This is a genomic window from Microbacterium sp. P5_E9 (assembly GCF_054049175.1).
Genome location: NZ_JBFUMV010000010.1, coordinates 34,188 through 58,423 on the forward strand (window position 1 = coordinate 34,188; position 24,236 = coordinate 58,423).

The window sequence follows — 24,236 nt, forward strand, 5'->3', positions numbered from 1 at the left end:
AACCAGCTCTCGCGGTGGTCCGCTCGCGTCTCCACCACCGATCTGATGGCATGGAACGCCCGCTTGGCCCCGTCGTGCGAGGCGAAGCCGGGAGCGCCGGCGCCGACCGGTTGTTCAGTGCTGGGCTCAACGGAGCGCAGGGTCGGCGACGCCCGAGCCCTGGTCTGCCTCGTCTGCGCTATCGAGTTCGACCTGGCCTCTCTCGAAGTACGCGACGAGGTCCCCCGGGAGCTGGGGCACCGCGAGCGCGGATCCGTCGCCACGCAGCGACTGCGTCGCCAGGATGCCGGCCGCCACCGCCTCGCGAGCCGCCACGGGAGAGGTCTCGGTGACGCCGCCTTCTCGCACGAAGCGGAGGAACTCGGCGATGAGCAGTCGGTCTGCGCCGCCATGGCCGGAATCCGTGATCGCCGGGACGATGAAGGTTTCGTCGGCGGGGGCCAGGTCCTGATGACGTTGATTCCACAGCCGAATCTCGCTGCCCTCGCCGTTGCCGAAGTTCTCGATTCGTCCCTCGGTGCCGATCACGGTGTAGTTGCGCCACGTGTCGGGAGCGAAGTGGCACTGCAGGTAGGACGCGAGCACGCCGTTGGAGAGCTGAAGGTTCACCATCGACAGGTCTTCGACGTCGATGACCGGGTTGAGGCCTGTCTGTGACGCGGGGGGCCAGTTCTCGGTGCTGAACCAGTCGAGCATGCGCTCGTCCGATCGGTCACGGCGATCCTCGATCTGTCCGTAGACGCTCAACGAGCCCATCGCGGCCACTCGTTCGGCATAGCCTCCGGCGAGCCAGTGGATGATGTCGATGTCGTGCGCACCCTTCTGCAGGAGCAGTCCCGTTGTGCGACGCCGGTCTGCGTGCCAGTCCTTGAAGTAGTAGTCACCGCCGTTGCCGACGAAATGACGACACCAGACGGCCTTCACATCACCGATCCGCCCATCGACGATGATTCGACGCATGAGGGTGATGACCGGAAGGTGACGCATGTTGTGCCCCACGTAGAGCCGGCCGCCGGTGCGTCGCGCGGTCTCGAGGACGGCGTCGGCCTCTGCAAGATCCGTCGCGAGGGGCTTCTCGCTGAAGACTGCGACGCCCGCTTCGAGTGCGCGGATGGCGATCGAGGCGTGCAGGTCGTCGGGGGTGAGGATCATGACGGCGTCGATCCCCGACCCGAGCAGCTCGTCGAGCGAGTCAGTGACGAGCGCGTCGGGCAGTGCCGCGCGTGCGTCGGCGCGGCCGCGCTCAGCGACGTCGCACACCGCAGTCACGCGAGAGCCGGCACCTGGCCGGTGCACTTCCTCGTGCAGGCCGGCACGGATGCCGAAGCCGATGATGCCGATATTGAGATCCATTCGGGTTCCTCCGGGAGGTTTCTGGGTACGGTGAACAGCCGCCGAAGCGACCGGAAGCTTGAAGGGCGCTCCGCGCCAGTCAGCGCGGGATGGTGTCGCCGGGGCGGCGCAAGGGCGGCGCGTCGAGGTCGGTCGAGCCGCCGGGGATCAGAGTCCAGGGGAAGTCCAGGAGTCTGGGCGGCGACGGCACCTGCTCGAGTGCTCGCTCCACGATGAGCTCCGCCTGGCGCTCGTACAGGTCGCTCGGTCCCACCGTCGTGAGGGTGGGAATGACCTGCTGCGCCTCCGGAGCGTTGCCCACACCGGCGATGGCGACATCGTGCGGAACTCGCAGGCCGAGCATGTGCGCTGCATTCATCGCGGCGATGGCAGCGAAGTCTGTCGTTGCGAACACGGCGGTGGGACGGCGATCGCCCGACAGGAGCTGGATGGCGGAGGTGAGGGCGCTGGCTTTGCTGTGATCTTCGTAGGTAACGGTGAACGAGGGATCCACGTCGAGTCCTGCCGCTGCCATCCGCTCGAGATACACCGTGTACCGCGAGGCGGGAGCGACCGACGCACGCAGCTGGGACTCGCCGGTGAGGCATCCGATCTGGGTGTGTCGCTCCAGCAGATGATCCATGACGAGCGCGCAGCCCGGCAGCGCATCCGAGCGGACGACGTCGAATCCATCGGGTTCCAAGGTCTCGCAGAACACCACGAGCCGCTGTCCACGCGCGACGAGAGTGCGCAGTTTTTCGCGGCTTTCATCCACGAGATCGACTGGCACACCGACATACGCCACATCGCTCTCCACCCGATCGAGCGCCGTGGACCAGTCCCCGTCCGCGAGGATCAGGGTGGTCAGACCATGGGGCTTGGATGCAGCGTTGACGGCCTCGGCAACAGCGAGTGACCACGGGTCGCTCAGCATGTGGAGCGAAAGCTGGATCATGCCCGTCTTGCCGGTGCGAATCGCCCGAGCCGCGCGATTGGGTCGGTAGTTGAGCTGGTCGGCCGCATCCAGCACCCGCTGGGTGGTTGCCGGAGCGACGCCCGACTCACCGCCGTGCCGCCCCGAGAACACGTAGGAAACGGTGGCAGTGGAGACACCGGCGAGCTCCGCGACCATACGAAGAGTCGGCCGGCGTCGCGGACGGGAATCATGGTCGGCCACTGTCACGGTCTCGCTCATCCTTTCGTCCCCGAGAAGGCTATGCCCTGGATGAAGTGGCGCTGCAGGAAGATGAAGACGAGCAGCATCGGGAGTGTCGCCAGAAGCGCCCCCGCCATGAGTACCGAGTAGTCGACGTGATGAAGGCCGCCGGCGAGCATGGCGAGTCCGACCGACAGGGGCATCTTGGATTGGTCGCTCGTCACGATCAGGGGCCAGATCAGATCGTTCCACGACCAGAGCGTGGTGAAGACTGCGAGGGCGATGATGCCCGGCTTCGCGAGCGGCACCATGACCCGCCAGAACGTCTGCCACGGATTTGCGCCGTCCAGCCGGGCCGCCTCTTCGAGCTCGGCCGGCATCGCCATGAAGAACTGGCGCATCAGGAAGATTCCGAAGGCGCTGAACAGCCCAGGGACGATGAGGCCCTGGAGCGTGTCGAGCCAGCCAAGGGCCTGGATGATCTCGTACTGGGGCAGCAGGAACAGCAGCGAGGGGACCATGAGCACCGACAGCACGAGGATGAAGAGGATGCTGCGGCCGCGGAACGGAATGCGGGCGAAGGCGTAGCCGGCCATCGTGCACAGGACCACCTGGCCGAGCGTGCGGCCGGCCGTGATCAGGATCGAGTTCAGGAGCATCTGCCAGAAGGGGATCTGGTCGAACACCCCTGCAAAGTTCGTGAACACCCAGGGGTCGGGAAGGAGCTTGGGCGGAATGCTCACCGCGGCGTTGTCCGACTTGAAGGCCGTGAAGAACTCCCAGATGAACGGGAAGACCATCACCACTGCACCCGCCGCGAGCAGCAGGTGGACGAGGGTGTGGCGTCCGAGTCGACCCCGCTGTCGTCGCGGCCGACGGTTCATCTCGAAACTCGCCGATGAGGATGCGGCGTCCACGATGTCACTCATAGTGGACCCACTTCTTCTGCATGCGGAACTGCACGATCGTGAGCGCGAGGACGATCACGAAGAGGACGATCCCGATCGCGGCGGCATAGCCGCGATCGTTGTCGAGGAAGCCCGCCTCGTAGAACGAGTACACGATCGTGCGGGCGGCCGGTACAGCGGGATTGATCACGCGAGGCGTGAGCATCAGGTAGACGAGGTCGAAGACCTGGAGTGCGTTGATCACGGTCAGCACTGTCACGAGGAAGATGCTCGGGCTCAGGAGCGGGGTCGTGATCGAGACGAACTTCCGGATCGGCCCCGCCCCGTCCAGCTCGGCTGCCTCCATTGCGGTGTCGGGAATCGCCTGCAGTCCCGCCATGAAGATCACGATGTTGGTGCCGAGGCTCGCCCAGATGCCGACGACGGCGATCGCCACCAGCACGGTGGAGTCGTTGGTGAGCCATGACGGCCCCACAATGCCGAAGGGCCGAAGCAGGCTGTTGAGCAGGCCGAACTCGCCGTTGTAGATCAGCTTCCACACCAAGGCGAAGGCCGCCGGCATGGTCACCACCGGGATGAAGTAGAGCGTGCGGTAGAAGCCTCGCCCTCTCAGCCCGGGAGTGTTCAGCAGTGCCGCGATCACCATCGCGAGCGGGATGCCGAGCAGCACGATCACGGTATAGACCGCTGTGTTGCGCAGATTCACGTAGAAGTCGGGATCCGAGAAGAGCCGAAGGTAGTTCGCGAAGCCGACGAAGGTGCTCCCACCGAACACACCGGTCTGCGTGAAAGAGAGGATGAGGGTCCGGACGGCCGGCCAGAGGTAGAAGACCGCGAGACCGAGCAGGGCGGGTCCGATGAACACGAGCGCCCACAGGGGCGATGTCCCGAGCGTACGGCGTCGACGGGGCCGGGAGATCGGTCGCCTCCCGGCACCGGGGGCGGCCCTCGGCCGCCCCCGGTGCTGATCGGCGATCGCAATCCCTTGGGGGTGTGCGATCACTTCGGTCATGGTGTGGTTCCTACTCCTTGTCGAGCTCGGCCTGCATCTTCGCAGCGAGGTCCTTCAGGCCGTCCTCGGGAGAGACGGCGCCAGCCCAGATCTGCGGCAGGATGTCTCCCTCGTGCTTGTTCCAGGCCGTCGTGTTCTTCGAGATCGGGTACGGAACCGCGGTGGGAACCTCGTCGATGAAGGTCTGCAGGTCGTACTGGGGCAGCGAGTCGACCCAGGCCTGCTGCTCGCCGTTGTACGCCGGGATGACCGCTCCGGTCTTCGCCATGATCTCCGCCGCAGCTTTGCCGCTCGCGAAGGCCGCGAACTCCTTTGCCTCCGCGAGGTGCGGGCTCTTCGCGTTCGCAACGTTCGCGAGACCGTGGATGATGCTCTGGTTGCCGGTCGGGCCGGTCGGGAGCGGCGCGATGTCGATCGTGCCGCCGATGGCGCTCTTCGCGTAGCCGGAAGGTGACCACGAGCCGTCCCAGAACATCGCGATCTTGCCCCCGGTCCACATGTCGAACGGCGACGTGTCGGTCATCTGCTGGGACGTCGGTGACTCGCCCGATGCGATGAGGTCAGTCCAGAACTCAACACCCTCGAGCGCCTCCGGCGACCCGTAGCCGCTCTTCTTGTGGTCGGCGCTGATGACCTCACCGCCCGCCTGGTAGATCGTGTTGTAGAAGGTCATCTGCCCGTAGGGCGCGGCCGCAGTGCCGTAGATGCCCTGTGCCGGGTCGGTGAGCTCCGCGGCAGCCGTCTGGAAGTCCTCCCATGTCCACCCTGCCTTCGGGTACGCGACTCCCGCCGCATCGAAGAGAGCCTTGTTGTACCAGACGCCGATCGTGTCGAAGTCCTTGGGCGCTCCGTAAAGCTTGCCGTCGTAGCTGTACAGGTCGACGAGGCCCTTCGGGTAATCGGACGTGTCGATGCCCTGGTCGTCGAGCGGGGCGATCTGACCATTCGAGGCGTACAACTGGAAGTTCGGGCCGTTGATCCAGAAGTTGTCGGGGCCCGATCCTCCGGCGACTGCCGTCTGGATCTTCGTCCAGTAGTCCGCGCTCGGAATGAGCTGGATGTCGACCGTGACGTTCGGGTGATCCTTCTCGAACGCGCTGATGATCTGCTCCATCGCGGGCTTCTGGTTCTCATCCCAGAGCGCGTACTTCAGTGTCACCTTCTCGTCGGTGCCGCCGTTGCCTCCGGCGCTTCCGCTGCTGCATCCCGCAAGCGTCAGCGCCGCGAGGGTCGCACCGGCAACCAACGCGAGCCGGGCACGCGACGAGCGATTCCGATTCATTGAGAACTCCTTCGTTCGCTGTGTTAATCGATTGGCTTAAACGATTAGCAAAACGATAAGACCGCCGGCTAGGGAATGCAAGGGGGAGTTTCGACACGTGCCGCGGGGTTCGAAAAGCATAGGCGGTTGGCGCAGAACGCCCCCGAAAGATTCCCCAGGGCGGGTCTCAGCTGGCTGCGGTGCCGCGCGCGACTCGCCGGTATCCGGTCGGCGACATCCCGACGTATCGCCTGAACGCCGTGCTGAAGTGCTGGCTCGATGAGAAGCCGAGAGCGTGTGAGATGTCCGTCACCGAGTCCGCTCCTTCCAGCAGTTCGCGCGCCCGGCTGACCTTCATGCGAAGGATGTAGTCCTTCGGGCTGGTTCCGAAGGCTCGCGCGAACTGCTGAAAGAAGTGGGTCGACGACATCCCGGATACTTCGATGAGCTGCGCCACCGTGATCGGCTCCTCCAGGTGGGCGGTCGCCCACTCCAGCGACTGGCGCAGCGCCGGGTGCAGCGGCTGCGACGCAGCATCGGCGTTCCAGACCGCGTGCGCCAGTTCCATGAGCGCTGCCATGCACAGTGCGTGCTGCCAGGTGCGTGTCCCGCTCCACCTGAGGTCTGTCGCGGTCAGGACGCGTAACAGCAGGTCGACGCTTTCTCGAGGAGCCGGGCGCGTGGTGACCCCAGCGGCCACGAGATTGTCGATGGTCTCGGAGATCGACCGATCATCTTCGCCCGGCATCGCGGACAGCGCACGATTGGTGCCCACCACCAGCCAGAGCAGCTCTCCCCTGGTCTGCGCCGCGGCGCCGGTGCTGTAGACGTGTCCCGGCGGAATGACGATCACCGCTCCCGGTTCCACCACGATGGAGCTCCCGTCGACCACGAAGTCGAACGTGGAGCGGATGGCGAAGGCCAGGACGAGCAGACCCGTGTGCACCTGGTCGGGCAGCGCGGGCTGCGCCGCCAGATAGCGATAGTGCCCGGCGCTGACCAGCGGACCCTGTCCCCGCAGATCGATGATCGTCCGATCGGCGGTCGACTCGAGGTCGGGAACATCGGATGCGACGGCCGCCCGTGGTTCGACTGTCCCGAGGACGTCGGTGCGCTCAGAACGCATGAAAACATCCTATGGACGTTCCCGAACGCGAGTCGGCTGGTCCCTCCGCATGCTGATCTCCTGCCGAACAGGAGGACACCGTGGATTCGGATGCAACTGACCAGGACGCGTCTTCCAGGCCGGGCGTCGTCATCGTCACCGGCGGTGCCGGCGGCGGGATCGGCCAGGCGATCAGCCACGCCGTCGCGCAGTCCGGCGACCTCGTGGTCATCGCCGATCGGGACCTCCCCGCCGCAGAACACCTCGCGCAGCAACTGCGCACGACCGGAGTGTTGGCCGTCGGACGATACCTGGATGTCGCTGACGAAACGAGCGTCGGCGAGTTCTTCGCCGATGTGCCCACGGAACTCGGCCCCCTGCGCGGCCTCGTGCACAGCGCCGGCGTCGGCCTCATCCGCCGGCTCGCCGATGTCAGCACCGCGGAATGGGATCGCGTTCATGGTGTGGATCTGCGGGGCGCGTTCTTATGTGCGCGCGCGGCGATCCCGCTGCTGATCGAGAACGGCGGGGGCACGATCGTCAACATCGGCTCCGTGCAGGCGCTCGGACCGCACGTCGGGTACTCGACCTACGCCGCCGCGAAGGCGGGGCTGATCGGACTGACCCGAGGCATCGCCGCCGACCACGGCCGCGACGGCATTCGGTGTTCGATCATCCACCCGGGTTTCGTGGACAGCCCGCAGAACCGGCAGCTGCTCGCCGGCTGGGGCGACCCTGAGACCTGGATCCAGCACTACATCAACACGCGCCAGATGACACCGCGGCCCATCACCGGCGCCGAGATCGGCGCGGCCGCCGTCTTCCTGCTCTCCGACGCGGCCCGTTCGATCACCGCTGCGGAGATCACCGTCGACGGCGGCAGCTCCCGGATGGCATTCGACAACACCGACCCTCACGAACCCGGAGACCACTCATGAGAATCGAACAGATCGAGCTGATCGAGGTGCAAGTGCCCGCCCGGGAGGGAGCGGTGAATTCCGCGAGCCTCGACAAACCGCTGCACAAGCTCGCCTCCGGCGCCGACGCGGCGTGGACCCGGCAATTCGACGAATTCTCGAAGTACGTTCTGGTCGCCACGACCGACGACGGGACCGTCGGGCTCGGCGAATCGCTCCGCGACCCCGATCGACGCGTCCAGGAGGCCATGGCGCGCTCCCTCATCGGGGCGGACGTCGGGCGGCTGCGCTGGCAGAACCTTCCGCTCGTGCGCAGCCGCGAGTACGACGGGTTCGAACTGCTCGTGCTCGACCTGCTCGGCAAGCAGGCCCATCTCCCCCTCGCGTCGCTGCTCGGCGGCGCGTACCGGGATGCCGTGCCCGTCGGGGCGTGGAGCGGACACCGCACCCCGGAGGACGCGGCCACCATCGCCGCGGCGGCCCAGGAACGCGGGGCGACGACCTTGAAGCTCAAGTGCGAGCTCGACGACGATGTCGTCGGCATCGCCGAAGCGGTGCGCGACGCCTGCGGACCCCGCTTCACGCTGATCTTCGATCCCAATGAGCGGTTCGACGAGCTTCGTCACGCGGTGCGGCTCGCACGCGGCCTCGAGCGCGTCGGCAACGTGCTGTGCCTAGAGGATCCGCTGCCTCGCTGGGACCTCGAGTCGTACCGCGAGCTCCGCTCCCGGACCACGATCCCGATCGCGATCCACGTGGCGCTCGGCTACACCGCGCACGGCCAGCGACTCTCCGACGTGGTCTCCGCGATCAGTGGGCGCGCAGCGGATGTCTTCAACTTCAGCTCCGGCATCGCCGACTTCCTCCGGATGGCGCATGTGGCGGATGCCGCATCCCGCCCGTACTGGCACGGCAGCGAGATCGACCTGGGCATCATGGAAGCCGGTGCCGTGCATGTCGCCGCCGCCACCACCGGCGCGACACTGCCCAGCGACATCTTCGGAAGGCAGATCCGCGAGAGCGACCTGCTGGTGAGCCCACTCGCGTTCAACGGCGACTCGATCATGGTGCCAACGGGACCGGGACTCGGAGTCGAACTCGACTTCGAACAGGTCGCCGACTACGAAGTGTCGCGGGTCCGGGTCAGCGCGGAGGACGCGTGATGTCTGCTCACGACCAACTCCACGACATCCTCATCCACCGCGACGTCGACGCTTTTGTCGCGGGCGACTGGGACAGCACCGCGGCCGACTTCGACGCCGAGGCATTCACCGGCTACAGCGGTGGGGACGGAACGCTGCGCCTCACCTATCCCACCCTTGCCGCTTACCGCGACTCCTGGCTTGAACAGGCAACCGAGTTCGCCGGAAGCCCGCCAGAGCACCTGCGATCACAACTGCTGTCAGCGCAGCGGATCTCCCGCATCGAGATCACTGATGACAAGGCACTGTGCATGAAGGTGTTCGACGGAACGGTCGCCKGCCCGGACCTGCAGCCTCACCACCTCACCTGGACGACGTACTACTTCCTGCGGCACGACGCCTCGACCCAGCGATGGCTCATCACCGGCTTCGTCGGCTACCTCCCCCACCAGAAAGGCCTCGCATGACTCGGGCATTCCTCCCCCGCCGCGCCACGCAGCATGTCACGGCGGGGCCGTACTCCCCGCTGCTCGTCGTGCCGGCCGGCGACCTCATCGTCCTCAGTGGGCAGGGACCACTTGACATCCACGGGAACGTGCAAGGTCACGGCATCCGGGAGCAGACGAAAGTCACCCTCGAGAACTGCCGACGACTTCTCGAGCACGCCGGCGCCGACCTGTCGCACGTCTTCAAGGTCAACGCATACCTCGCCGATCTCGATGACTGGGAGGAGTTCAACGAAGAGTACCTCCAGCACTTCAGCGAACCGCGCCCTGTCCGCACGACGGTGGGCGCGCGGCTCCTCCTGGGAATGCGTGTCGAGATCGACGTCTGGGCGACCCGATGAGACTCGCCGAGCTGCGATCGGCCGAGGCGAACTTCGCCGGCAGAGACGAGATCCTCGCGGTGCTCCCCATCGGCGCCGTCGAGCAGCACAGCCGGCATCTGCCCCTCGGCACGGACGCCCTGATCGCCGAGATGATCGCGGCTGCCGTCGAACAGCGGCTCGAATCCCGGGTCGTGCTCCTGCCAACCGTCAGCGTGGGGGCGAGCGACCACCACCTATCCATGGCTGGCACCGTCTCCATCGGGACGCTTGCGATCGCCCAGGCTGTCGCGGGACAGTGTCTGAGTCTGGCGCAGAGCAGCGGCATCCGTCGCTTCCTCATCGTCAACGGGCACGGCGGCAATCAGCCGGCTGCTCGACTCGCACTTGAGAAGATCCGCGCGTCATCTGACTCCGTCCACGCGTTCGCCGTCGACTATTGGGCGCCGATGTTCGCCGAACTGGATGCCGCCGGAATCCTGCGCCCGAGCGCGATGGGACACGCCGACCTCATCGAGACATCCATCCTGCTCGCGACTCGCCCCGAGCTCGTTCGCATGGAGCTAGCCCTCGAGGATGCGTACCAAGATGCGCTTCCCGACTACGTCACGACGACGAGGGGCATCCCCGAGCGGACGCTCCACGGTGGCGTGGGTGACCCCACGGGGGCGACCGCAGCCATGGGCAAGCAGTTCTTGGACGCCGCCGTACGGGGCATCGTGACGCTCATTCAATGACGCCCGGCCTTCGGTGCCTGCCGTTCGCAGACGCACGGGCCTAGTAGAGGTCGCGCCGGGTCACTTCCGCGGCGGCACCCCAGTCGAGCGTCGCGAGCGATGGGTCGGCCAGGGCGATCTCGAACACACGGCGCAGCGCCGCGCCGGTGGGGAGCACCAGACCTGTCTCGGCCGCGACCATCTCGGCCAGCCTGAGGTCCTTCATGCCCAGTGGCATAGCGAACCCCGGCGGGTCGTAGGCCTCGTTGACGATCTGCGACCCGTAGCCACGGTAGACGACTCCGTCGAACAGGGTGCTCGTCAGCAGTTCGTGGAATTGCGCGGGATCGACTCCCTGCCGCTCGGTCATCGCGATCGACTCCCCCAGCGTCTGGATCGTGTGGATGATATGGAAGTTCACCGCAATCTTGACCACGTTCGCCACCCGTGGCCGCTCACCCAGACGCCAGATCCGCGCGCCCAGGATCCCGAGGATCGGTTCGACGGCATCGAGATACTGGGTCGCGCCGGCCGCCAGGATGTTCAGCTGGCCGGCTGCGGCGACCGGAGGTCGACCCAGGACCGGCGCGGCGACATACCCGACTCCCGCCGCGGTGAAGCGGGCCTCGAGCCGATCGGCGGCGGCCGGGCTGATTGAGGCCATGTTCACATGGATGCCGCGAGCCCGGGCGAGCGCCGCGCCCTCGAGCACGGCATCCGCGGCATCGTCGTCGGCGAGCATCGAGATCGACAGGCCCACCTCCAGCGCGTCCGCGGGAGTCGCGGCCTCGACCGCCCCGACGGCGACGAGCGCATCGACCGCGTCAGCCGACCTGTTCCACACGTGCACCTCGTGGCCCGCGTCCACGAGTCGCCGCGCCATCACCGACCCCATGGTTCCGAGACCCAGAAACCCGATCCTCATCGCCACGACCCCGTCCCGTCTGCCGCGCTCTTCCGGCGGCCCTCCGATGCACTCACCAGACCGATATTAGGTAGTGGTCCTCAAGACAGCGGTCGCTCGTCCGAAATCCGGCTGCCGGACAGCACGTTCGACGGAAGTTCCAGGAGCGGGACGGTCAGCCAGACCAGGGCACCAAGGAGTTTGGGGGCGTCCTCCCACAGCGGCTGGCCGTGCACGGTCTGATCGACGACCACGGAGACGCCGAGAAGGACGAGGCCCAGGATGAAAGCCCGGCCACCGGACGACAGGTTCTGCACGCGGAATCGCGACAGGCCGTCCTGCGGCCGCGCGCCTGCAGCCGACCGAAAAGCGCCGAACAGAAGCACGACCCCAATGGCGGCATAGAGCAGTTCGAACCCCTCCTCCGGCAAGCCGAGCTCAGGTCCGACTCCGTCGTGGAGGAGGAGAGCATCGTCGAGCGCGAGAAGGATGTTCAGAACCGCGAATCCGAGCAGCCAGCGACGACGTGTGGGCCAGAGCACTGCGGCCAGCGCAGCCATGGAGGCGACTGAAGCCCACACCATCGTGTTCACCAGCGAAAGTCCTCCGGCCAGCAGCGGCAGCACGGCGCCGGCGTCGGCGGACAGTGCCATGAGGTCGCGGCTGTAGAAGCCGAAGGGCTGCTGATTCAACGCGGCCATCAGACTTGTGCCGGCCACCAGCAGCACACCGAGCAGCAGAGCCGCCKGGACAAGCGCCGTTCGAAAGCGATCATCTACCGACCGCTCGACCTGTGTCACGTGCTTTCCTCCTGATCCATCACGGAGCGTCAGCGTCCGGGCGGGCATTCGCTAACGGCCCCGGGGATGCGCGGCTGCGGCGGCCGACACGTTCCTGACCTCGCCCGTCGCGAGGATGTCATCGATGGCGTCCAGAGCACTGTCGAGGCTGTCGAAGAGATCCGTCACGGCACTCGAGCCACGCAACCAGACCACCTCAAACCTCTCGTCGCGCGACTCGACGAACGCGACAACGTGCAGAGGGTCTTCCTCAGGGATGCGCAGATCGCCCACCCGCCATGCCCCTTCCGTGACTGCGGTCACCTCAAAGTGGCCGTGCTCACTGCTCCACGTCGGACGCGCTGTTCGTTCTTCCGCACCTCGCGGTTGTTCGAGGCTTTCGACACCGTCTCTCATGTGCACTCGGCCCGTGTTGCTGAAGGACCCCTCCCTGAGTTCATCGTTGCTCAGCCCTGTCGCAAGAGGGATGGGGTTGACATCGCACATCGGTGATCACACACGATGGGGAGCGGCGGAGTAGACCTGTGCCCCGCCGTTCGTCAACCACCGCTGGCGCGGGCTCGATGCGCTTTCTGCGGGTCGGGCAATCGGCAATCGTTGCGACCCTGCCGGCGTTCGTCCTGCTGCTGATCCTGCCGCAACAAGGTGCAGCGTCACGAGTCGACGATCCGTCGTCGTGAGTGGCGGCTACGGACTCACCACCGATTGCGAACGTCTTCGGCCCAGCCCAGGATGCCCTCGAACACGATGACGGCGCCGTCCCGCGTAGTGAATGCGCCAGACCACCAACCGAAACACTGGTCGGTGCGCGACGAGACGATCCCGAGGTTCGTCCGAGTGACTTTGTCGTAGAACGGAACGAAGGTGAGGTCGAGGTTGGCGCCGCGGATTCGCCAGGGACGCAGGAAGTCCGAGGTGTCGTAGTCCCACCGCAGTTCTTCGCTGATCTTGTGGAGCCGGCCGTCGACGAACAGGGCGTTCTCGGTCGATCCGGTGCCGTCCGTCCACTGCCCGCCGAGCTGGACTCCGATCACCCGCCCATCGGAGACTCCCGACCCGGCACCCCAGTTCCAGCTCACGTCGTACGGCCACCGGCCGCGGCCGTGGTCGAGCACCGCCCACGACTCACCCGCCGGGACATCGTGCTCGACCCCGTCAACGGTGATCGTGCCGGATGCCGGGCGGGCGACATCCTTCACGGTGTATTGGAACCGTCGATCACTCCAGGGGACCACGACCCCCAGCGACTCATGGCCAGGAGGGCGAGCCGCGACGATGTCGACCGCTGCTCCCGGGATCTGCGCGCGCAGCCGGGTGCCCTCCGGCATCTCGTCGATGTCGATGGTCAGGTCCCGGGCACGCGCCCGCGCGGGGCCCTCCCCCAGGCTCGCCGGGAGAGTCGCGCTGCCGCTCAGGAAGCCGGTGACGCCACGGTGCACGGCTGTCTCGGTGGCGCGGTCGAACACCCAGACGTCATGTACGGCGGCGTAGTCGAGCGACGACACCGTGAGTGAGACGATGTGCGTCGGCGTCGTGACGTTCCAGTACTCCCACCGCTTGTTCCGGCCCCAGGAGTGGCGGCCGTCGATGCCCGAGGTGTCGAGCAGCGGCGCGCGCATCCATCCGACCGCGTCACGATTGAGGTGACCGTCGGAGCCGGTCAACGAAATTGGACTCGTGAGCTCGCGCTCGATCACGGCGTCTCCCCCTCGGCGGCCGCTGCGATGCGGGCGTTCATCTGGCGCACGACGTGCTCATCGACCTTCACCACTTTCCGGTCATAGGTGACGAGACCGTTCACCTCGTCCTCGACATCCGCGAGCTGGGTGTAGACGATGGCGCCGAGGCCACGACGCACCGCCGGCACGATCTCGTCGTCATGCAGACGCACGAATGCCGCCTCGAACTCTTCCGCGGTGCGGAACTTCTTGTAGCCGAAGGTGCGCACGCTCCAGGTATGGCCCGCAACGGGGAGGCTGTAGCCGCCGTATTCGGTCAGCGCGAGGACTCGCGCATCGCTTCGCCAGGAGCGCTTCATCCGGAAGCGGCGGAAGTAGACGTGCAGGCTGTGCAGGTCCCCGGCACCCTGGTCATGCCATCCGCTCGCGTGGTCGACGGGTCGCGTCGGATCGAGAGAGCGCACGGCGTCGGCGACGCGCAGGGCGTCGAACTGCCCCCAACCCTCGTTGAACGGCACCCACAGCCCGATGCTCGGCACGCTGCGGAGCAGCTCGATCATCGTCTCCAGTTCCGATTCGAACGACGCTCGGCCCGCGGCATCCGTCCTCCGGAATCTGCGGTGCTGCCGGTCATCGAGCACCAGCGGGGTGACGGCCGGGGCCGTGATCACCACAGGGTGATAGTCGCTGCCCCCGTTGACCGCGTCCTGCCACACGAGCATGCCGATGCGGTCGCAGTGGTGGTACCAGCGCAGCGGCTCGATCTTGATGTGCTTGCGAAGCATGTTGTAGCCGAGGCGCTTGGCGAGCTTGATGTCGTACTCCAGCGCGGCGTCGGCAGGAGCGGTGTACCCGCCGTCGGGCCAGTACCCCTGATCGAGCAGCCCGATCGGCAGGTACGGGGCGCCGTTGAGCAGCAGCCGAGGGGCGCCGCGCTCGTCCATTCCGACGCCGAAGGAGCGCATCCCGACGTAGCTGGTCACCCGATCCTCGGCCAGGGTCACCTCCACGTCGTACAGGAAGGGCGTCTCTGGCGACCACGTCCGCACCCCTTTACGCAGGGCGATGGGTGTCGGCACGCCGACGGTCACGATCGCCTCGGCGGCCGGCATCCCATCGGCCGTCATGACGACTCGGGCGGTCTCATCGCGAGCGGCGTGTGTGCTCTCCACCGTCACCACGACGGTCTCGGCATCGAGATCCGGGACGAGCACGAGGCGATCGACCGCGACCCGCGGCAGCACCTCGAGCCACACGGTCTGCCAGATTCCGGACTGCGGGGTGTACCAGATGCCGCCCCGCCTGCTCGCCTGCTTTCCGCGCGACAGCCATGACGTGTCGGTCACGTCGCGCACCGCGACGACGAGCTCGTGGTCGGCCCTGCCGTCCGCGAGAGCCGCCGTGATGTCGAGCGTGAAGGGCAGGTATCCGCCGGTGTGGCCGCCGACCTCGACGCCATCGACCGCGACCCGGCAGGACTGGTCCACGGCGCCGAAGTGCAGCAGGATGCGATCGTCAGGCGCGGGCTTTTCGGGGGTGGTGAACCGGCGGCGGTACCACAGCGTCTCGTCCGGAGCCGTCGCGCGCCCGACGCCCGACAGGGCGGTCTCCGGCGAGAAGGGCACCACGATGTCACGATCGAAGTGCGCGGGCTGCTCCCGCGGGTCGGCGACGGCAAGCGGGTCGGATGCCGCGAACGGCGTGAACGCGCACTCCCAGCGTCCGTTGAGGCTCTGCCACGAGGGCCGTGCCAACTGCGGCCGGGGGTATTCCGGCAGCGGCGCGTGGGCGTCGAGGTCCTCGCCCCAGGAGGTCAGGAGGGTCACGACGTGGGCCCCGTCGGCGCGGGGAGCCGCCGAAGCAGCATCACGGGAATGATGACGAAGGCGGCCACCGCCGCAGCTGCCAGGAAGATCCACGGGGTCGGGACCTGCTTGGTCACGCCGAGGTCTTCGAAGGTCTCGTTCGCCCCGACGATCACAGCGGCGCCGATGAACGGGCCGATCACCATGGGGATGAGAGTCGCGGCGATCATCCGCAGTCCCTGCACCATTCCGACGCGATCCGCCGGCGTCGCGTCGCGCACGGTCGCTGAGATCGCGGCGCCGGTGAGCATCATCCCGCCGATCATGACGGTGCCCGCGATGATGACGCCCAGCATGTCGCGAACGAAGAACATGGCCACCATGCCGGCGATCATGATGCCGACCATCGGCAGGATCGCGCGCACCTTGCCGACTCGGTCGATGACCCGGCCGCCGAGGACGCTCGCGACCGAGGCGAGGATCAGGACGCTCCCAAGAATGATCGCGTACCCGTCGATGCGCAGGTAGCGCTGAATGTAGATGATCAGGTAGGGGAGGAAGACCTGCGTGCTGATCCCGAAGATCGCGAGAGCGGCGAGAGTGACGTACAGGCGCGGGTTCGCCGCCATCGTGCTCGGCCGCAGCCCATACACGAGGGCAGGGAAGTAGCCGTCGGTGGTCACCCCGGCCCCCGGGACGTCCCGCACGAGGAACCATGCGATGACACCCACAACCGCCGTCGCACCGCCGACGATTCCGAAGAAGAGCGACCACTGACCGTCCTTCGTGAGGCCGTCCAGGGCGCCGAAGACGATCAGCATGGCGAGCAGCGGCATGATCGCGAGCACTCCGTCGACGCGGCCGCGGTTCGCGGGAACCGTCGATTCGGTGACCCACGCGTTGAACGCGCCGTCGCTGGCGCCGGATCCGAAGAACGACATGACGCAGTCGAGCACCACGATGGCGACGACAGCGAGACCCACCGCCTGTGCGGTCGCAGCGGCTCCCTCGGCGGGCTGGACGAGCCCGAACGCTGCTGTCGTGAGCCCCCAGAGGATGTAACCGACGGCGATGAACGGGCGACGGGTGCGCGCACGATCCGACGCGACGCCGATCAGCATCGTCGCGAGCGTCGCTGCGACAGCGGATGCCGCGACCAGCGTCGCTATGACGTGCGGGTTGTCGGTGATCGTGTCGTAGACGAACACGTTGAGATACATGTTCTCGACGGTCCACGCCACCTGACCGATGAGGCCGACGAGCACGATGGTGACCCACGTGCGCGCGCGCAGACGGGTCGGGGGACGCCCGGGCATCACGATGGCGGGCGAGGTCGAGGAGTGCATAGGGTCCTTGCTGGCACGGCGCTGTGCTGTGAATCGGCGAGTGGGGATGGAAACTCATTGTATATTGCCACGTGGCATGAAATTCGCGATCGAACCGTAAGAGGGGGTCCCCGTGGTCACACAGATGGACGTCGCCCGCAGAGCGGGGGTCAGCCGGCGAACCGTGTCGAACGTGGTGACCGACTTCCCCTACGTGAAAACCGAAGTGCGCGAGCGGGTTCAGCGCGCCATCGTTGAACTCGGCTACGTCCCCAATCGCGCAGCGCAACGACTGCGGACCGGACGCAGCGGAGTCATAGCGCTGCTCGTCCCTGAAGTCGGAGTGGGGTACTTCGGCGAGATAGGCAATCTCATCATCGAGGCGGCCGCCGCTCGCGGAGTCGGGACGATCGTCGCGCAGACCCGAGGATCCCGGACTCGCGAGCTTCAGGAGATCGAGCGTGTCCTCGCCCTGCAGCCAGATGGCCTCATCCTCAGCCCGCTCGGACTCACCGCAGAAGACCTCGAGTCGATTCAGACCCGCTGTCCTGTCTCCCTCATCGGGGAGCACTTCCTCGGCAGCGCCGATTCTGCCGTCGCGATCGACAACGTGAGTGCGGCCCGCGAACTCGTCTCGCACCTGCTGTCGCTCGGGCGTCGGAACATCGCCTTCCTGGGCATGACCGACGATGCCCCACGATTCATGAGCCTCCGCCACGACGGATACGTGGCCGCCCTCCAGGAATTCGGTGTCGAACCGGCGGGTGACATCCGCACTGACGCGTACGAGTTCATCGACGGGTTCACAAGTGGAACCCTTCTTGCTGAGCGGATTCGCGCGGGAGCGGAGATAGACGCTGTCTTCTGCGTCACCGATGAACTCGCGATCGGTGTGATCCGCGCCCTGCACGACGCGGGTCTGCACGTGCCCGGCGACGTGGCGGTCGCGGGGTTCGACGACATCGCAGAGGGTCGGTACTCGACGCCGCGCCTGACGACTGTCTCGCCCGACAAGGAGCAGATCGCGCGGCGTGCACTCGCGGTGCTGCTGGACGGACCCGCGCCAGCGAGTGCGATCGAGTATCGACTGAGCATTCGGGAGAGCAGTGCCGGGGTGGGCCTGAGCTAGGCGGCAAGGGGGCCGCCGAGGTGAACTGGAACTCAGCTCCGGGTTCCAGCTCCCTCCCCCTGTTCATGTCGGGTGTCGCGGGCGCCTATATCGTCAGCTGCGAACTTCGGCCCACGCGCGGTTCTTGAGCGATTCGTCGATAGCGTCGAGCACTCGCGCCGCGGAGACCGCTTCGTCGATACCGATGCGACTGGGCAGGTCGAACTCGACCATCTGCAGGAAGTAATCGAACTGCTGCGGAACGACACCCTCGAGGCGCCCGTCGAGTTCGGGGTCGAGCATGACGTTGGGCAGTTTGAAGTCGTCCAGTGTGTCTAGCGAAATCCCCTCAGCGGTCACATCGACCTTGACGTTGCCCTCGGTGCCATAGAGCTCGAACTGGGATGCCAGTCCACTGGGCGTGGACTCGGGCAGGACCCAGGAGATCTCGATGGTGCCGACGCACCCGTTCTCCAATTCAGCGAGGATGAGGGCGACATCGACGCCTTCAACGCCTGCTGCAGGAAGAACCTTGGCTGCGGTGGTGGCGGAAACCCGCACGATGGGGCTGCCGCTGATCCATTGCACCAGGTCGATGTCGTGGATGCCTTGGTACATGTAGATCGGTGACGCGCCTCCGTTGGCGAAGCCGACGCTGCGAGGCACGATGCGCGATGCGCGAAAGTGCACGGGGTCGCCAACACGTCCTGATGCGACGATCTGTGCCGCAGACCGGAAGCGGGGGTCGTGGCGTAGCACGTGTCCAACGAGCACCTTGGAGTTCGTCGCGCGCTCCGCTGCGGCCGCGATCGTGCGGGCCCCTTCCAGAGTGTCGGCGAGTGGCTTTTCGACGAGCACGTGAAGTCCAGCTTCGAGCGCGTCGACGGTCACGCCGACGTGGAGACGGTCGGGTACGGCGATGATGACGCCGTCGAGGTGTACTGCTTCGAGCGCATCCTTCAGGGATGGGAACCAGGGCGCGCCGTACTGTTCGGCGACGCGGCGGCCGCTGGCCTCGAATGGGTCGACAATGGCGGTGAGGTTGGCGCGGGGATTCTCGGAGACGATGCGGCAGTGAACCTGCCCCATTCGGCCGGCGCCGACGACGGCGATATTCGTGGCTGTGCCACTCATGCTTGTGCTCCCTTCGTGAGCGTGGGTACCGCGGTGAGGAAACGGCGGGTGAGCGCCATTGGTTCGGTAATAGATGTCCCGACGACGACCGCGAACGCGCCCGCTTCGAACGCGGCCGCCACCTCGGCGGGGGACTTGATGCGGCCTTCTGCGATGACTCGCGTGGATTTTTCGGCCAGCGCGCGGACCAGATCGATATCGGGTTCTCCACTGCGGTTCGGTGGGGAGGTGGTGTAGCCCGCCAGCGTAGTCCCGACCAGTTCGGCACCGAGCGACCGGGCGTGCAGACCGGCGTTGAGACTGTCGACGTCAGCCATTACGAGGATGCCGCGCTCACGGACGGCGGGCAGGAGAGTATCGACGCCCGGGGTTCCTGGTCGAGTTCGAAGTGTCGCGTCGAGTGCGACGATGTCGGCTCCGGCGTCTACAAGCGCTTGGGCAGCGTCAACGGTGGGGGTGATCCACTGAGCACCGTCGATGATCATCTTCTCAAGGCCGATGATCGGTACGCTCACCCGTTCGCGTACGGCCGTGACATGCGCGACGCTGTTGACGCGAACGGCGGCAGCGCCGGCAAGGGTGGCTGCTTCGGCAATTGCGGCGATGATGCCGGGGTCACGCAACGGCGATCCGTCGGGCGCTTGGCAAGACACGATGAGTCGTCCGCGTAGCGTCTCAAGGTCGATCATTCTGACTCCTCTATTGCGATGAGACCGGCAAATGCTGGTCGGATGTCGGGTTCTTCTGCGACCACGCGGGCTCCGTCGAGTGCGGCGTCTGAGCGCACGATGAACGGCGCTGGGTGCAGGCCAAGGTGATCAAGAGCGCGGTACACGGCGCTGACGAAAGTCTCCGAGCGGGTGAGCCCTCCGGTCAGCCCGATCGGACCGTCGTCGACTCGCGCGCTGCGGATGGTGAGGGCGAGCTGGTCAGCGGCTTCCTCGAGGATGCGCTGGGCGACTTCATCGCCATCCTCAGCTGCGCGCAGCACATCGGGCGCAAAACCGGCGACGTATCTAGGCGGCGGCGTGGAGCTCATCGCGTCGTGGTAAATGTCCTCGGGTGTTCCGAGGCGCATGCTGGCACGGGCAAGGGCGGTGAATTCTCCGCGACCTTCAATGGCGTCAAGTGCGGCTTGTAGGCCATGCTGACCGAGCCAGAATCCGCTGCCAAAGTCCCCGAGGAGGTAGCCACGGGCATCGATTCGGCGCGGCAAGCCCGAGCTGCCCACGCCGAGCGCTGCCACGCCGGTTCCGCAGATCGCAACGGTGCCTGGGTGCGGCCCGACGGTGCCGAGGAACGCCGTCACGGCGTCCGCCGCGACAACCGTCAGGCGCGGCTGAAGTCGCTTGTGGACCTCAGCGGCGAGCGCGGCAGGTGCAGGAGAACCCTCGACATATCCGGATAGGCCGATGCCGATCGCGTCGAATGATGCAGTGGAAGGAAGCTGATCTGCGATCCGTGCGGCGAGTGCCTGCACCTGAGCGTCCCCGGTCAGCGCGTTCACGCCGACTGGCGATTCGACCACGTCACCGTCTGCCACACGGAGCCGCAAGCCGGTCTGACCAATGTCGACTGCGAGCGTGCCTGTCACGAACGTCCCGTCGACTTCTGCGCGCTTCCGTCCGGGAGCAACGACGCGGTGTCGCTATCCATGAGCCATGTGACGTCGCCGTGGTCCCGGAGCACGCTTGCGGGGAGGGCCTCCGTTCGGGGACCGGCGAGGGTGGCGGACTGCACGGTTGGGTGGACCTCCGAGAAGGCCTTGCCGTGCGTCGTCGTGGCCGTCACTTGACGCCCCCGAATGACAGACCTCGGGCCATGTGCTTCCGGACGAGGATCGCGAAGATCACGATCGGCAGGGTGCCGATCACGCCGGCTGCTGTCAGGCGTGCCCAGTTCGTGCCGAAGAAGCTGAGGAACCCTGCGATCGTCACCGGCACGGTCTGACTGTCGCCGCTGGTGAGCACGAGCGCATAGAGAAATTCATTCCACGACTGGATGAGCGCGAGCACGAAGACAGCGAACGCCGCACCCCACACATTGGGCAGCACCGTCAGGAACAGCGTCCGCCACTCTCCGAGCCCGTCGATCAGTGCCGCCTCGCGGATTTCCCGAGGAAACGCGACGAGGAAGGACCGGAAGATGAGGACCGCCAGAAGGATGGCGTAGAAGGTGTGCACGATCGTGAGTCCGGCGGGATTGCCGGTAAGTCCGACGCTGAAGAAGGTGCGGTAGAACGGAGTCAGTGTCAAAACCGGCGGAACCGTGGTCAGCAGCAGAATCGCGAGCACGACACGTGCGGACCACGCCGACTCCGGCGGCCAGACCTGGGTGGTGAGGTAGGCCAGGGGAAGGCCGACCGCGATCCCCACGATGCTGCTGATGACGGCGACGGTGGTGCTGACGAGCATCGCCTGCCCCATTCCGCCGTCGACCCATGCGTTGACGTAGCTGTCGAAATGGGGAACGAAGAACCAGACAGGGACACGGCTGAACGCGTCCACGTCGCTCTTCAATGAGGTGCTGACAAGCCAGATGACAGGCAGGATGCACCAAAGAACGAAGATGTAGACGGCTGCGACGCGCAGCGTGTGCAGAGCGTTGCGGCGGGTTTTCATCGACGGCCCTTCCAGACGCGCAGACCCATGAGCCGGATGGCACTGGGGAAGAGAACGATCAGAACCACAAGGGAGACGATTACGCCGACAGTGGTGGAATAGCCGATGTCGAACGTCTCGAAGCCGAGGCGGTAGACGTAGTTGCTGATCGCGAGAGTGGACGTGCCTGGGCCGCCCTTCGTCATCGTGTTCACCAGAGCGAAGGTCTTCACTGCGTCGATGACTCGGAGCAGCACGACGATCGCAAGCACGGGGGCGAGCATCGGTATCGTGACGTTCCACAGCATCCGGAAGCCCCCGGCACCGTCAAGCTGTGCGGCTTCGAACGGGGCTGGGTCGAGCGACTCGAGGCCGGCGAGCACGATGATCACGACGAAAGGTGTGTTCTGCCAGACTTCGACGAGGATCACCGCGCCCAACGCTGTCGCAGGATCAGCGAGCCACGCGTGCGCGCCGATACCCACGGTGTCCAGGAACCAGTTGATGAACCCTGACGTGGGATCCATCAGCAGCCGCCACATGAGGCCTGCGACGACCGGGGTCAGCACCATCGGAATGAGGATCAGCGCTCGTAGGACCCCCTTGCCTGGGATGCGGCCGTGCAGGGCGAGGGCGATGGAGAGGCCCAGGACGAGTTCGATCCCGACTCCAGCGACGACATAGATGAGTGTCACGCGGATGGAGCCAAGGAGTGTGGCGTCGGTGAACGCGCGGGCGAAGTTGTCCAGGCCAACGAAGATGTCCGCGCTGCCGGGCCGCAGCAGGTTCTCTGCGTGCGTGACCAGGTTGATCCCCTGCACCACGATGATCACCAGCAGCGGGATGATGATGATCGCCGCAGGCAGGGCGAGACTCGCCTGTGCGAGGAGCGGGCGGAGGGAGCGCCGGCGGGGCGAACGCCGGAACGGGGGCTCGACGGTGCTTTCCGTGTCTAGACGTGTTGGCGTCGTGAGATTTGTCATCGTCTGAATCCGTTCCGGCGTTCTCGGCGGTCAGCCGCCCAGCTGGGCGGTGATGGCGTCCTGAGCCGCGTTCAACGCGTCCTCAGCGTTGGCCTCCCCTGCGAGGGTGCGGGAAAGTGCCTGGCCGACCTCGGTGATGATGGCGTTGGCGTCGGTTCCGGCGGGGAGATAGTTGACGTTGCCGGTTGCCAGCTGCGCGAGCATCGCGTCGCGGAAGGGACCATACTTCTCGGCGTACGCGTCGCCTTCCAGCACAGCGTTGTGAGTCACACCGATCGCTTCGGTCGTCTCGACCGCGTTGTTCTGGACCTCTTCGCTCGTGGCCCAGGCCATGAACTTGTACGCGGCTTCCTTGTTCTTGCTGAACGAGCTGAGGTACAGCGCGTGCACGTTGAGCGAGTTGTTGGTGTTGCCGCTGGTAGGCGGGTCGGAGATCGCGTAAGGGATGGGCGCGTAACCCACCTTGCCAGCGACGACGCTCGCCTCGGGGTCCTCGTTGAAGGGTCCGTTTGCGGTGGCGTCGATCGTCATCGCAGCGGTTCCCTGCGTGAATGCGATGCGATTCTGCTCCCAGTCGAAGTTGCCCACGCCTGAGGGTCCGTAGTTCTTGAGCAGGTCCGCCCAGAACTGCGCGGCCTCGACCGACGCGGGCGAGTTGACGGCCAGCTCGTCGCCGTCGTAGAAGTCGCCACCGAACGCGCGGAGGAAGCCGGCCCACGGGTAGACGCTCTGGATGCCGGGGGCGCCGCGCAGAGTGATTCCCGCGACGGATCCGCCGGATCCTTCTTGGATGGTCTTGGCGTCCGCCTCGAGCTCGTCCATCGTGGCGGGCGGGCCGTCGATGCCGTACTGCTCGAACAAGTCGGTCCGGTACATCAGCCACGTGCTCTCGCCGTAGACGGGGAGCCCGAAGGTGGCGCCATCGGCTTGCATGGGGGCGAGATAGGGCTGGTAGAAGTCGTCGAATGCGACGAAGTCTGAACCGTCTGATTCGTATTTGGCGAGGTCGTCGACGTAGCCGGACTCGAAGTACCCGGTGCCGTAGGTGTTGTCGGTGAACACGACGTCGTAGTCGCTGGACTTCTGACTGAAGTTCAGCAGGATCTTGGCAGCCTGGTCGCTGTAGGGCACCGTTTCGATGTTGACCTTGATGCCGGTCTGCTTTTCAAACTCGGGCAGAAGCGTCTTCCAGTTGTTGGTGTAGGAGATGTCCTCGGCCAGGACAGTGATGGTGGCGCCGTCACCCCCCGCGGAATCCGACGAACCGGAGCAGGCGGTCATGCCGGCAGTTGCGGTTGCAAGACCGACCAGACCGACGCCGATACGGACGGCGAGCCGTGGTGCACGAGAGCGGGCTGCGCTCATGAGAAATCCTCCGTTGGAAGTGGTGCATTCGGGATGGTTACCAATTACCATAGGGTTACTAAAGCACCCTAGGGTTATTGAGAACGTACACGGTCATCAGACAGATTGCAACAAGCCGCGGCGAAGTCCGTGATACTCATGAACTTGTTCGGCGCATG

The 24,236-nt window shown here is 66.1% G+C and carries 24 protein-coding genes; 6 read left to right on the top strand and 18 right to left on the bottom strand.

What is annotated here, in order from left to right; all coding sequences use genetic code 11:
• Positions 1 to 126 precede the first annotated feature (126 nt).
• The 6 genes from ACXJ3V_RS13130 to ACXJ3V_RS13155 all read right to left on the bottom strand — a co-directional run bounded on the left by ACXJ3V_RS13130 (position 127) and on the right by ACXJ3V_RS13155 (position 6,795).
• Positions 127 to 1,353 (bottom strand): Gfo/Idh/MocA family protein, encoded by a 1,227-nt coding sequence (locus ACXJ3V_RS13130; RefSeq protein WP_457100759.1) that lies wholly within the window; start codon positions 1,351 to 1,353, stop codon positions 127 to 129.
• Between the two features lie 79 nt (positions 1,354 to 1,432).
• The gene (locus ACXJ3V_RS13135) at positions 1,433 to 2,527 is read right to left on the bottom strand and encodes a LacI family DNA-binding transcriptional regulator (RefSeq protein WP_457100760.1); all 1,095 of its coding nucleotides are present in this window, start codon (positions 2,525 to 2,527) and stop codon (positions 1,433 to 1,435) included.
• Entirely contained in the window at positions 2,524 to 3,417 is an 894-nt protein-coding gene (locus ACXJ3V_RS13140) for a carbohydrate ABC transporter permease (protein WP_457100761.1), read from the bottom strand. The genes ACXJ3V_RS13135 and ACXJ3V_RS13140 overlap by 4 nt, the downstream gene beginning before the upstream one ends.
• Entirely contained in the window at positions 3,410 to 4,408 is a 999-nt protein-coding gene (locus ACXJ3V_RS13145) for a carbohydrate ABC transporter permease (RefSeq protein WP_457100762.1), read from the bottom strand. Before ACXJ3V_RS13145 ends, ACXJ3V_RS13140 begins: the two co-directional genes overlap by 8 nt.
• Before the next feature lie 10 nt (positions 4,409 to 4,418).
• On the bottom strand, positions 4,419 to 5,690 hold the full coding sequence (locus ACXJ3V_RS13150) for an ABC transporter substrate-binding protein (protein WP_457100763.1): 1,272 nt from the start codon (positions 5,688 to 5,690) through the stop codon (positions 4,419 to 4,421).
• Positions 5,691 to 5,856: 166 nt separating this feature from the next.
• Positions 5,857 to 6,795 carry a helix-turn-helix domain-containing protein gene (locus ACXJ3V_RS13155; RefSeq protein WP_457100764.1) on the bottom strand — a complete coding sequence of 313 codons (939 nt, stop codon included), beginning with the start codon at positions 6,793 to 6,795 and terminating at the stop codon, positions 5,857 to 5,859.
• An 80-nt stretch (positions 6,796 to 6,875) separates the two neighbouring features.
• On the opposite strand from ACXJ3V_RS13155, the gene ACXJ3V_RS13160 reads away from it, so the two are divergent.
• From ACXJ3V_RS13160 to ACXJ3V_RS13180, 5 genes are read left to right on the top strand one after another with little or no spacing between them, the layout of a single operon-like run.
• Entirely contained in the window at positions 6,876 to 7,712 is an 837-nt protein-coding gene (locus ACXJ3V_RS13160) for an SDR family NAD(P)-dependent oxidoreductase (protein ID WP_457100765.1), read from the top strand.
• A complete protein-coding gene (locus ACXJ3V_RS13165; RefSeq protein WP_457100766.1) occupies positions 7,709 to 8,854 on the top strand; it encodes a mandelate racemase/muconate lactonizing enzyme family protein in 1,146 nt (381 codons plus the stop codon). The genes ACXJ3V_RS13160 and ACXJ3V_RS13165 overlap by 4 nt, the downstream gene beginning before the upstream one ends.
• Positions 8,854 to 9,300 (top strand): hypothetical protein, encoded by a 447-nt coding sequence (locus tag ACXJ3V_RS13170; RefSeq protein WP_457100767.1) that lies wholly within the window; start codon positions 8,854 to 8,856, stop codon positions 9,298 to 9,300. Before ACXJ3V_RS13165 ends, ACXJ3V_RS13170 begins: the two co-directional genes overlap by 1 nt.
• On the top strand, positions 9,297 to 9,680 hold the full coding sequence (locus tag ACXJ3V_RS13175) for a RidA family protein (protein ID WP_457100768.1): 384 nt from the start codon (positions 9,297 to 9,299) through the stop codon (positions 9,678 to 9,680). The genes ACXJ3V_RS13170 and ACXJ3V_RS13175 overlap by 4 nt, the downstream gene beginning before the upstream one ends.
• Entirely contained in the window at positions 9,677 to 10,396 is a 720-nt protein-coding gene (locus ACXJ3V_RS13180) for a creatininase family protein (protein WP_457100769.1), read from the top strand. Before ACXJ3V_RS13175 ends, ACXJ3V_RS13180 begins: the two co-directional genes overlap by 4 nt.
• Positions 10,397 to 10,436: 40 nt before the next feature.
• On the opposite strand, the gene ACXJ3V_RS13185 is transcribed toward ACXJ3V_RS13180, so the two are convergent.
• The 6 genes from ACXJ3V_RS13185 to ACXJ3V_RS13210 form a co-directional block, all read right to left on the bottom strand.
• On the bottom strand, positions 10,437 to 11,300 hold the full coding sequence (locus ACXJ3V_RS13185; RefSeq protein WP_457100856.1) for an NAD(P)-dependent oxidoreductase: 864 nt from the start codon (positions 11,298 to 11,300) through the stop codon (positions 10,437 to 10,439).
• An 80-nt stretch (positions 11,301 to 11,380) separates the two neighbouring features.
• Entirely contained in the window at positions 11,381 to 12,079 is a 699-nt protein-coding gene (locus ACXJ3V_RS13190; protein WP_457100770.1) for a hypothetical protein, read from the bottom strand.
• A gap of 51 nt (positions 12,080 to 12,130) precedes the next feature.
• Positions 12,131 to 12,352 carry a hypothetical protein gene (locus ACXJ3V_RS13195; protein WP_457100771.1) on the bottom strand — a complete coding sequence of 74 codons (222 nt, stop codon included), beginning with the start codon at positions 12,350 to 12,352 and terminating at the stop codon, positions 12,131 to 12,133.
• A gap of 422 nt (positions 12,353 to 12,774) precedes the next feature.
• On the bottom strand, positions 12,775 to 13,776 hold the full coding sequence (locus ACXJ3V_RS13200; protein ID WP_457100772.1) for a DUF2804 domain-containing protein: 1,002 nt from the start codon (positions 13,774 to 13,776) through the stop codon (positions 12,775 to 12,777).
• The gene (locus ACXJ3V_RS13205) at positions 13,773 to 15,584 is read right to left on the bottom strand and encodes a glycoside hydrolase family 2 protein (RefSeq protein ID WP_457100773.1); all 1,812 of its coding nucleotides are present in this window, start codon (positions 15,582 to 15,584) and stop codon (positions 13,773 to 13,775) included. The genes ACXJ3V_RS13200 and ACXJ3V_RS13205 overlap by 4 nt, the downstream gene beginning before the upstream one ends.
• The gene (locus tag ACXJ3V_RS13210) at positions 15,581 to 16,909 is read right to left on the bottom strand and encodes an MFS transporter (protein WP_457100774.1); all 1,329 of its coding nucleotides are present in this window, start codon (positions 16,907 to 16,909) and stop codon (positions 15,581 to 15,583) included. Before ACXJ3V_RS13210 ends, ACXJ3V_RS13205 begins: the two co-directional genes overlap by 4 nt.
• A 112-nt stretch (positions 16,910 to 17,021) precedes the next feature.
• On the opposite strand from ACXJ3V_RS13210, the gene ACXJ3V_RS13215 reads away from it, so the two are divergent.
• Positions 17,022 to 18,017 (top strand): LacI family DNA-binding transcriptional regulator, encoded by a 996-nt coding sequence (locus ACXJ3V_RS13215; protein ID WP_457100775.1) that lies wholly within the window; start codon positions 17,022 to 17,024, stop codon positions 18,015 to 18,017.
• 93 nt (positions 18,018 to 18,110) lie between these two features.
• On the opposite strand, the gene ACXJ3V_RS13220 is transcribed toward ACXJ3V_RS13215, so the two are convergent.
• The 6 genes from ACXJ3V_RS13220 to ACXJ3V_RS13245 all read right to left on the bottom strand — a co-directional run bounded on the left by ACXJ3V_RS13220 (position 18,111) and on the right by ACXJ3V_RS13245 (position 24,078).
• Complete coding sequence (locus tag ACXJ3V_RS13220) at positions 18,111 to 19,130, bottom strand: Gfo/Idh/MocA family protein (RefSeq protein WP_457100776.1); 1,020 nt, start codon at positions 19,128 to 19,130, stop codon at positions 18,111 to 18,113.
• Positions 19,127 to 19,819: an N-acetylmannosamine-6-phosphate 2-epimerase gene (locus ACXJ3V_RS13225; protein WP_457100777.1), complete on the bottom strand. Its 693-nt coding sequence runs from the start codon at positions 19,817 to 19,819 to the stop codon at positions 19,127 to 19,129. Before ACXJ3V_RS13225 ends, ACXJ3V_RS13220 begins: the two co-directional genes overlap by 4 nt.
• On the bottom strand, positions 19,816 to 20,724 hold the full coding sequence (locus tag ACXJ3V_RS13230) for an N-acetylglucosamine kinase (RefSeq protein ID WP_457100778.1): 909 nt from the start codon (positions 20,722 to 20,724) through the stop codon (positions 19,816 to 19,818). The genes ACXJ3V_RS13225 and ACXJ3V_RS13230 overlap by 4 nt, the downstream gene beginning before the upstream one ends.
• Before the next feature lie 193 nt (positions 20,725 to 20,917).
• Positions 20,918 to 21,751 carry a carbohydrate ABC transporter permease gene (locus ACXJ3V_RS13235; protein WP_457100779.1) on the bottom strand — a complete coding sequence of 278 codons (834 nt, stop codon included), beginning with the start codon at positions 21,749 to 21,751 and terminating at the stop codon, positions 20,918 to 20,920.
• On the bottom strand, positions 21,748 to 22,713 hold the full coding sequence (locus tag ACXJ3V_RS13240; protein ID WP_457100780.1) for a carbohydrate ABC transporter permease: 966 nt from the start codon (positions 22,711 to 22,713) through the stop codon (positions 21,748 to 21,750). The genes ACXJ3V_RS13235 and ACXJ3V_RS13240 overlap by 4 nt, the downstream gene beginning before the upstream one ends.
• 30 nt (positions 22,714 to 22,743) lie before the next feature.
• Entirely contained in the window at positions 22,744 to 24,078 is a 1,335-nt protein-coding gene (locus ACXJ3V_RS13245) for an extracellular solute-binding protein (RefSeq protein WP_457100781.1), read from the bottom strand.
• Between the last annotated feature and the right edge of the window lie 158 nt (positions 24,079 to 24,236).

Excerpts from the sequence above, each read along its gene's own strand:
- ACXJ3V_RS13235 (WP_457100779.1), bottom strand. The coding sequence starts at position 21,751 with ATGAAAACCCGCCGCAACGCTCTGCACACGCTGCGCGTCGCAGCCGTC.
- ACXJ3V_RS13185 (WP_457100856.1), bottom strand. The coding sequence starts at position 11,300 with ATGAGGATCGGGTTTCTGGGTCTCGGAACCATGGGGTCGGTGATGGCG.
- ACXJ3V_RS13130 (WP_457100759.1), bottom strand. The coding sequence starts at position 1,353 with ATGGATCTCAATATCGGCATCATCGGCTTCGGCATCCGTGCCGGCCTG.
- ACXJ3V_RS13140 (WP_457100761.1), bottom strand. The coding sequence starts at position 3,417 with ATGAGTGACATCGTGGACGCCGCATCCTCATCGGCGAGTTTCGAGATG.
- ACXJ3V_RS13210 (WP_457100774.1), bottom strand. The coding sequence starts at position 16,909 with ATGCACTCCTCGACCTCGCCCGCCATCGTGATGCCCGGGCGTCCCCCG.
- ACXJ3V_RS13240 (WP_457100780.1), bottom strand. The coding sequence starts at position 22,713 with ATGACAAATCTCACGACGCCAACACGTCTAGACACGGAAAGCACCGTC.
- ACXJ3V_RS13150 (WP_457100763.1), bottom strand. The coding sequence starts at position 5,690 with ATGAATCGGAATCGCTCGTCGCGTGCCCGGCTCGCGTTGGTTGCCGGT.
- ACXJ3V_RS13225 (WP_457100777.1), bottom strand. The coding sequence starts at position 19,819 with ATGATCGACCTTGAGACGCTACGCGGACGACTCATCGTGTCTTGCCAA.
- ACXJ3V_RS13145 (WP_457100762.1), bottom strand. The coding sequence starts at position 4,408 with ATGACCGAAGTGATCGCACACCCCCAAGGGATTGCGATCGCCGATCAG.
- ACXJ3V_RS13245 (WP_457100781.1), bottom strand. The coding sequence starts at position 24,078 with ATGAGCGCAGCCCGCTCTCGTGCACCACGGCTCGCCGTCCGTATCGGC.
- ACXJ3V_RS13180 (WP_457100769.1), top strand. The coding sequence starts at position 9,677 with ATGAGACTCGCCGAGCTGCGATCGGCCGAGGCGAACTTCGCCGGCAGA.
- ACXJ3V_RS13135 (WP_457100760.1), bottom strand. The coding sequence starts at position 2,527 with ATGAGCGAGACCGTGACAGTGGCCGACCATGATTCCCGTCCGCGACGC.
- ACXJ3V_RS13165 (WP_457100766.1), top strand. The coding sequence starts at position 7,709 with ATGAGAATCGAACAGATCGAGCTGATCGAGGTGCAAGTGCCCGCCCGG.
- ACXJ3V_RS13220 (WP_457100776.1), bottom strand. The coding sequence starts at position 19,130 with ATGAGTGGCACAGCCACGAATATCGCCGTCGTCGGCGCCGGCCGAATG.
- ACXJ3V_RS13175 (WP_457100768.1), top strand. The coding sequence starts at position 9,297 with ATGACTCGGGCATTCCTCCCCCGCCGCGCCACGCAGCATGTCACGGCG.
- ACXJ3V_RS13155 (WP_457100764.1), bottom strand. The coding sequence starts at position 6,795 with ATGCGTTCTGAGCGCACCGACGTCCTCGGGACAGTCGAACCACGGGCG.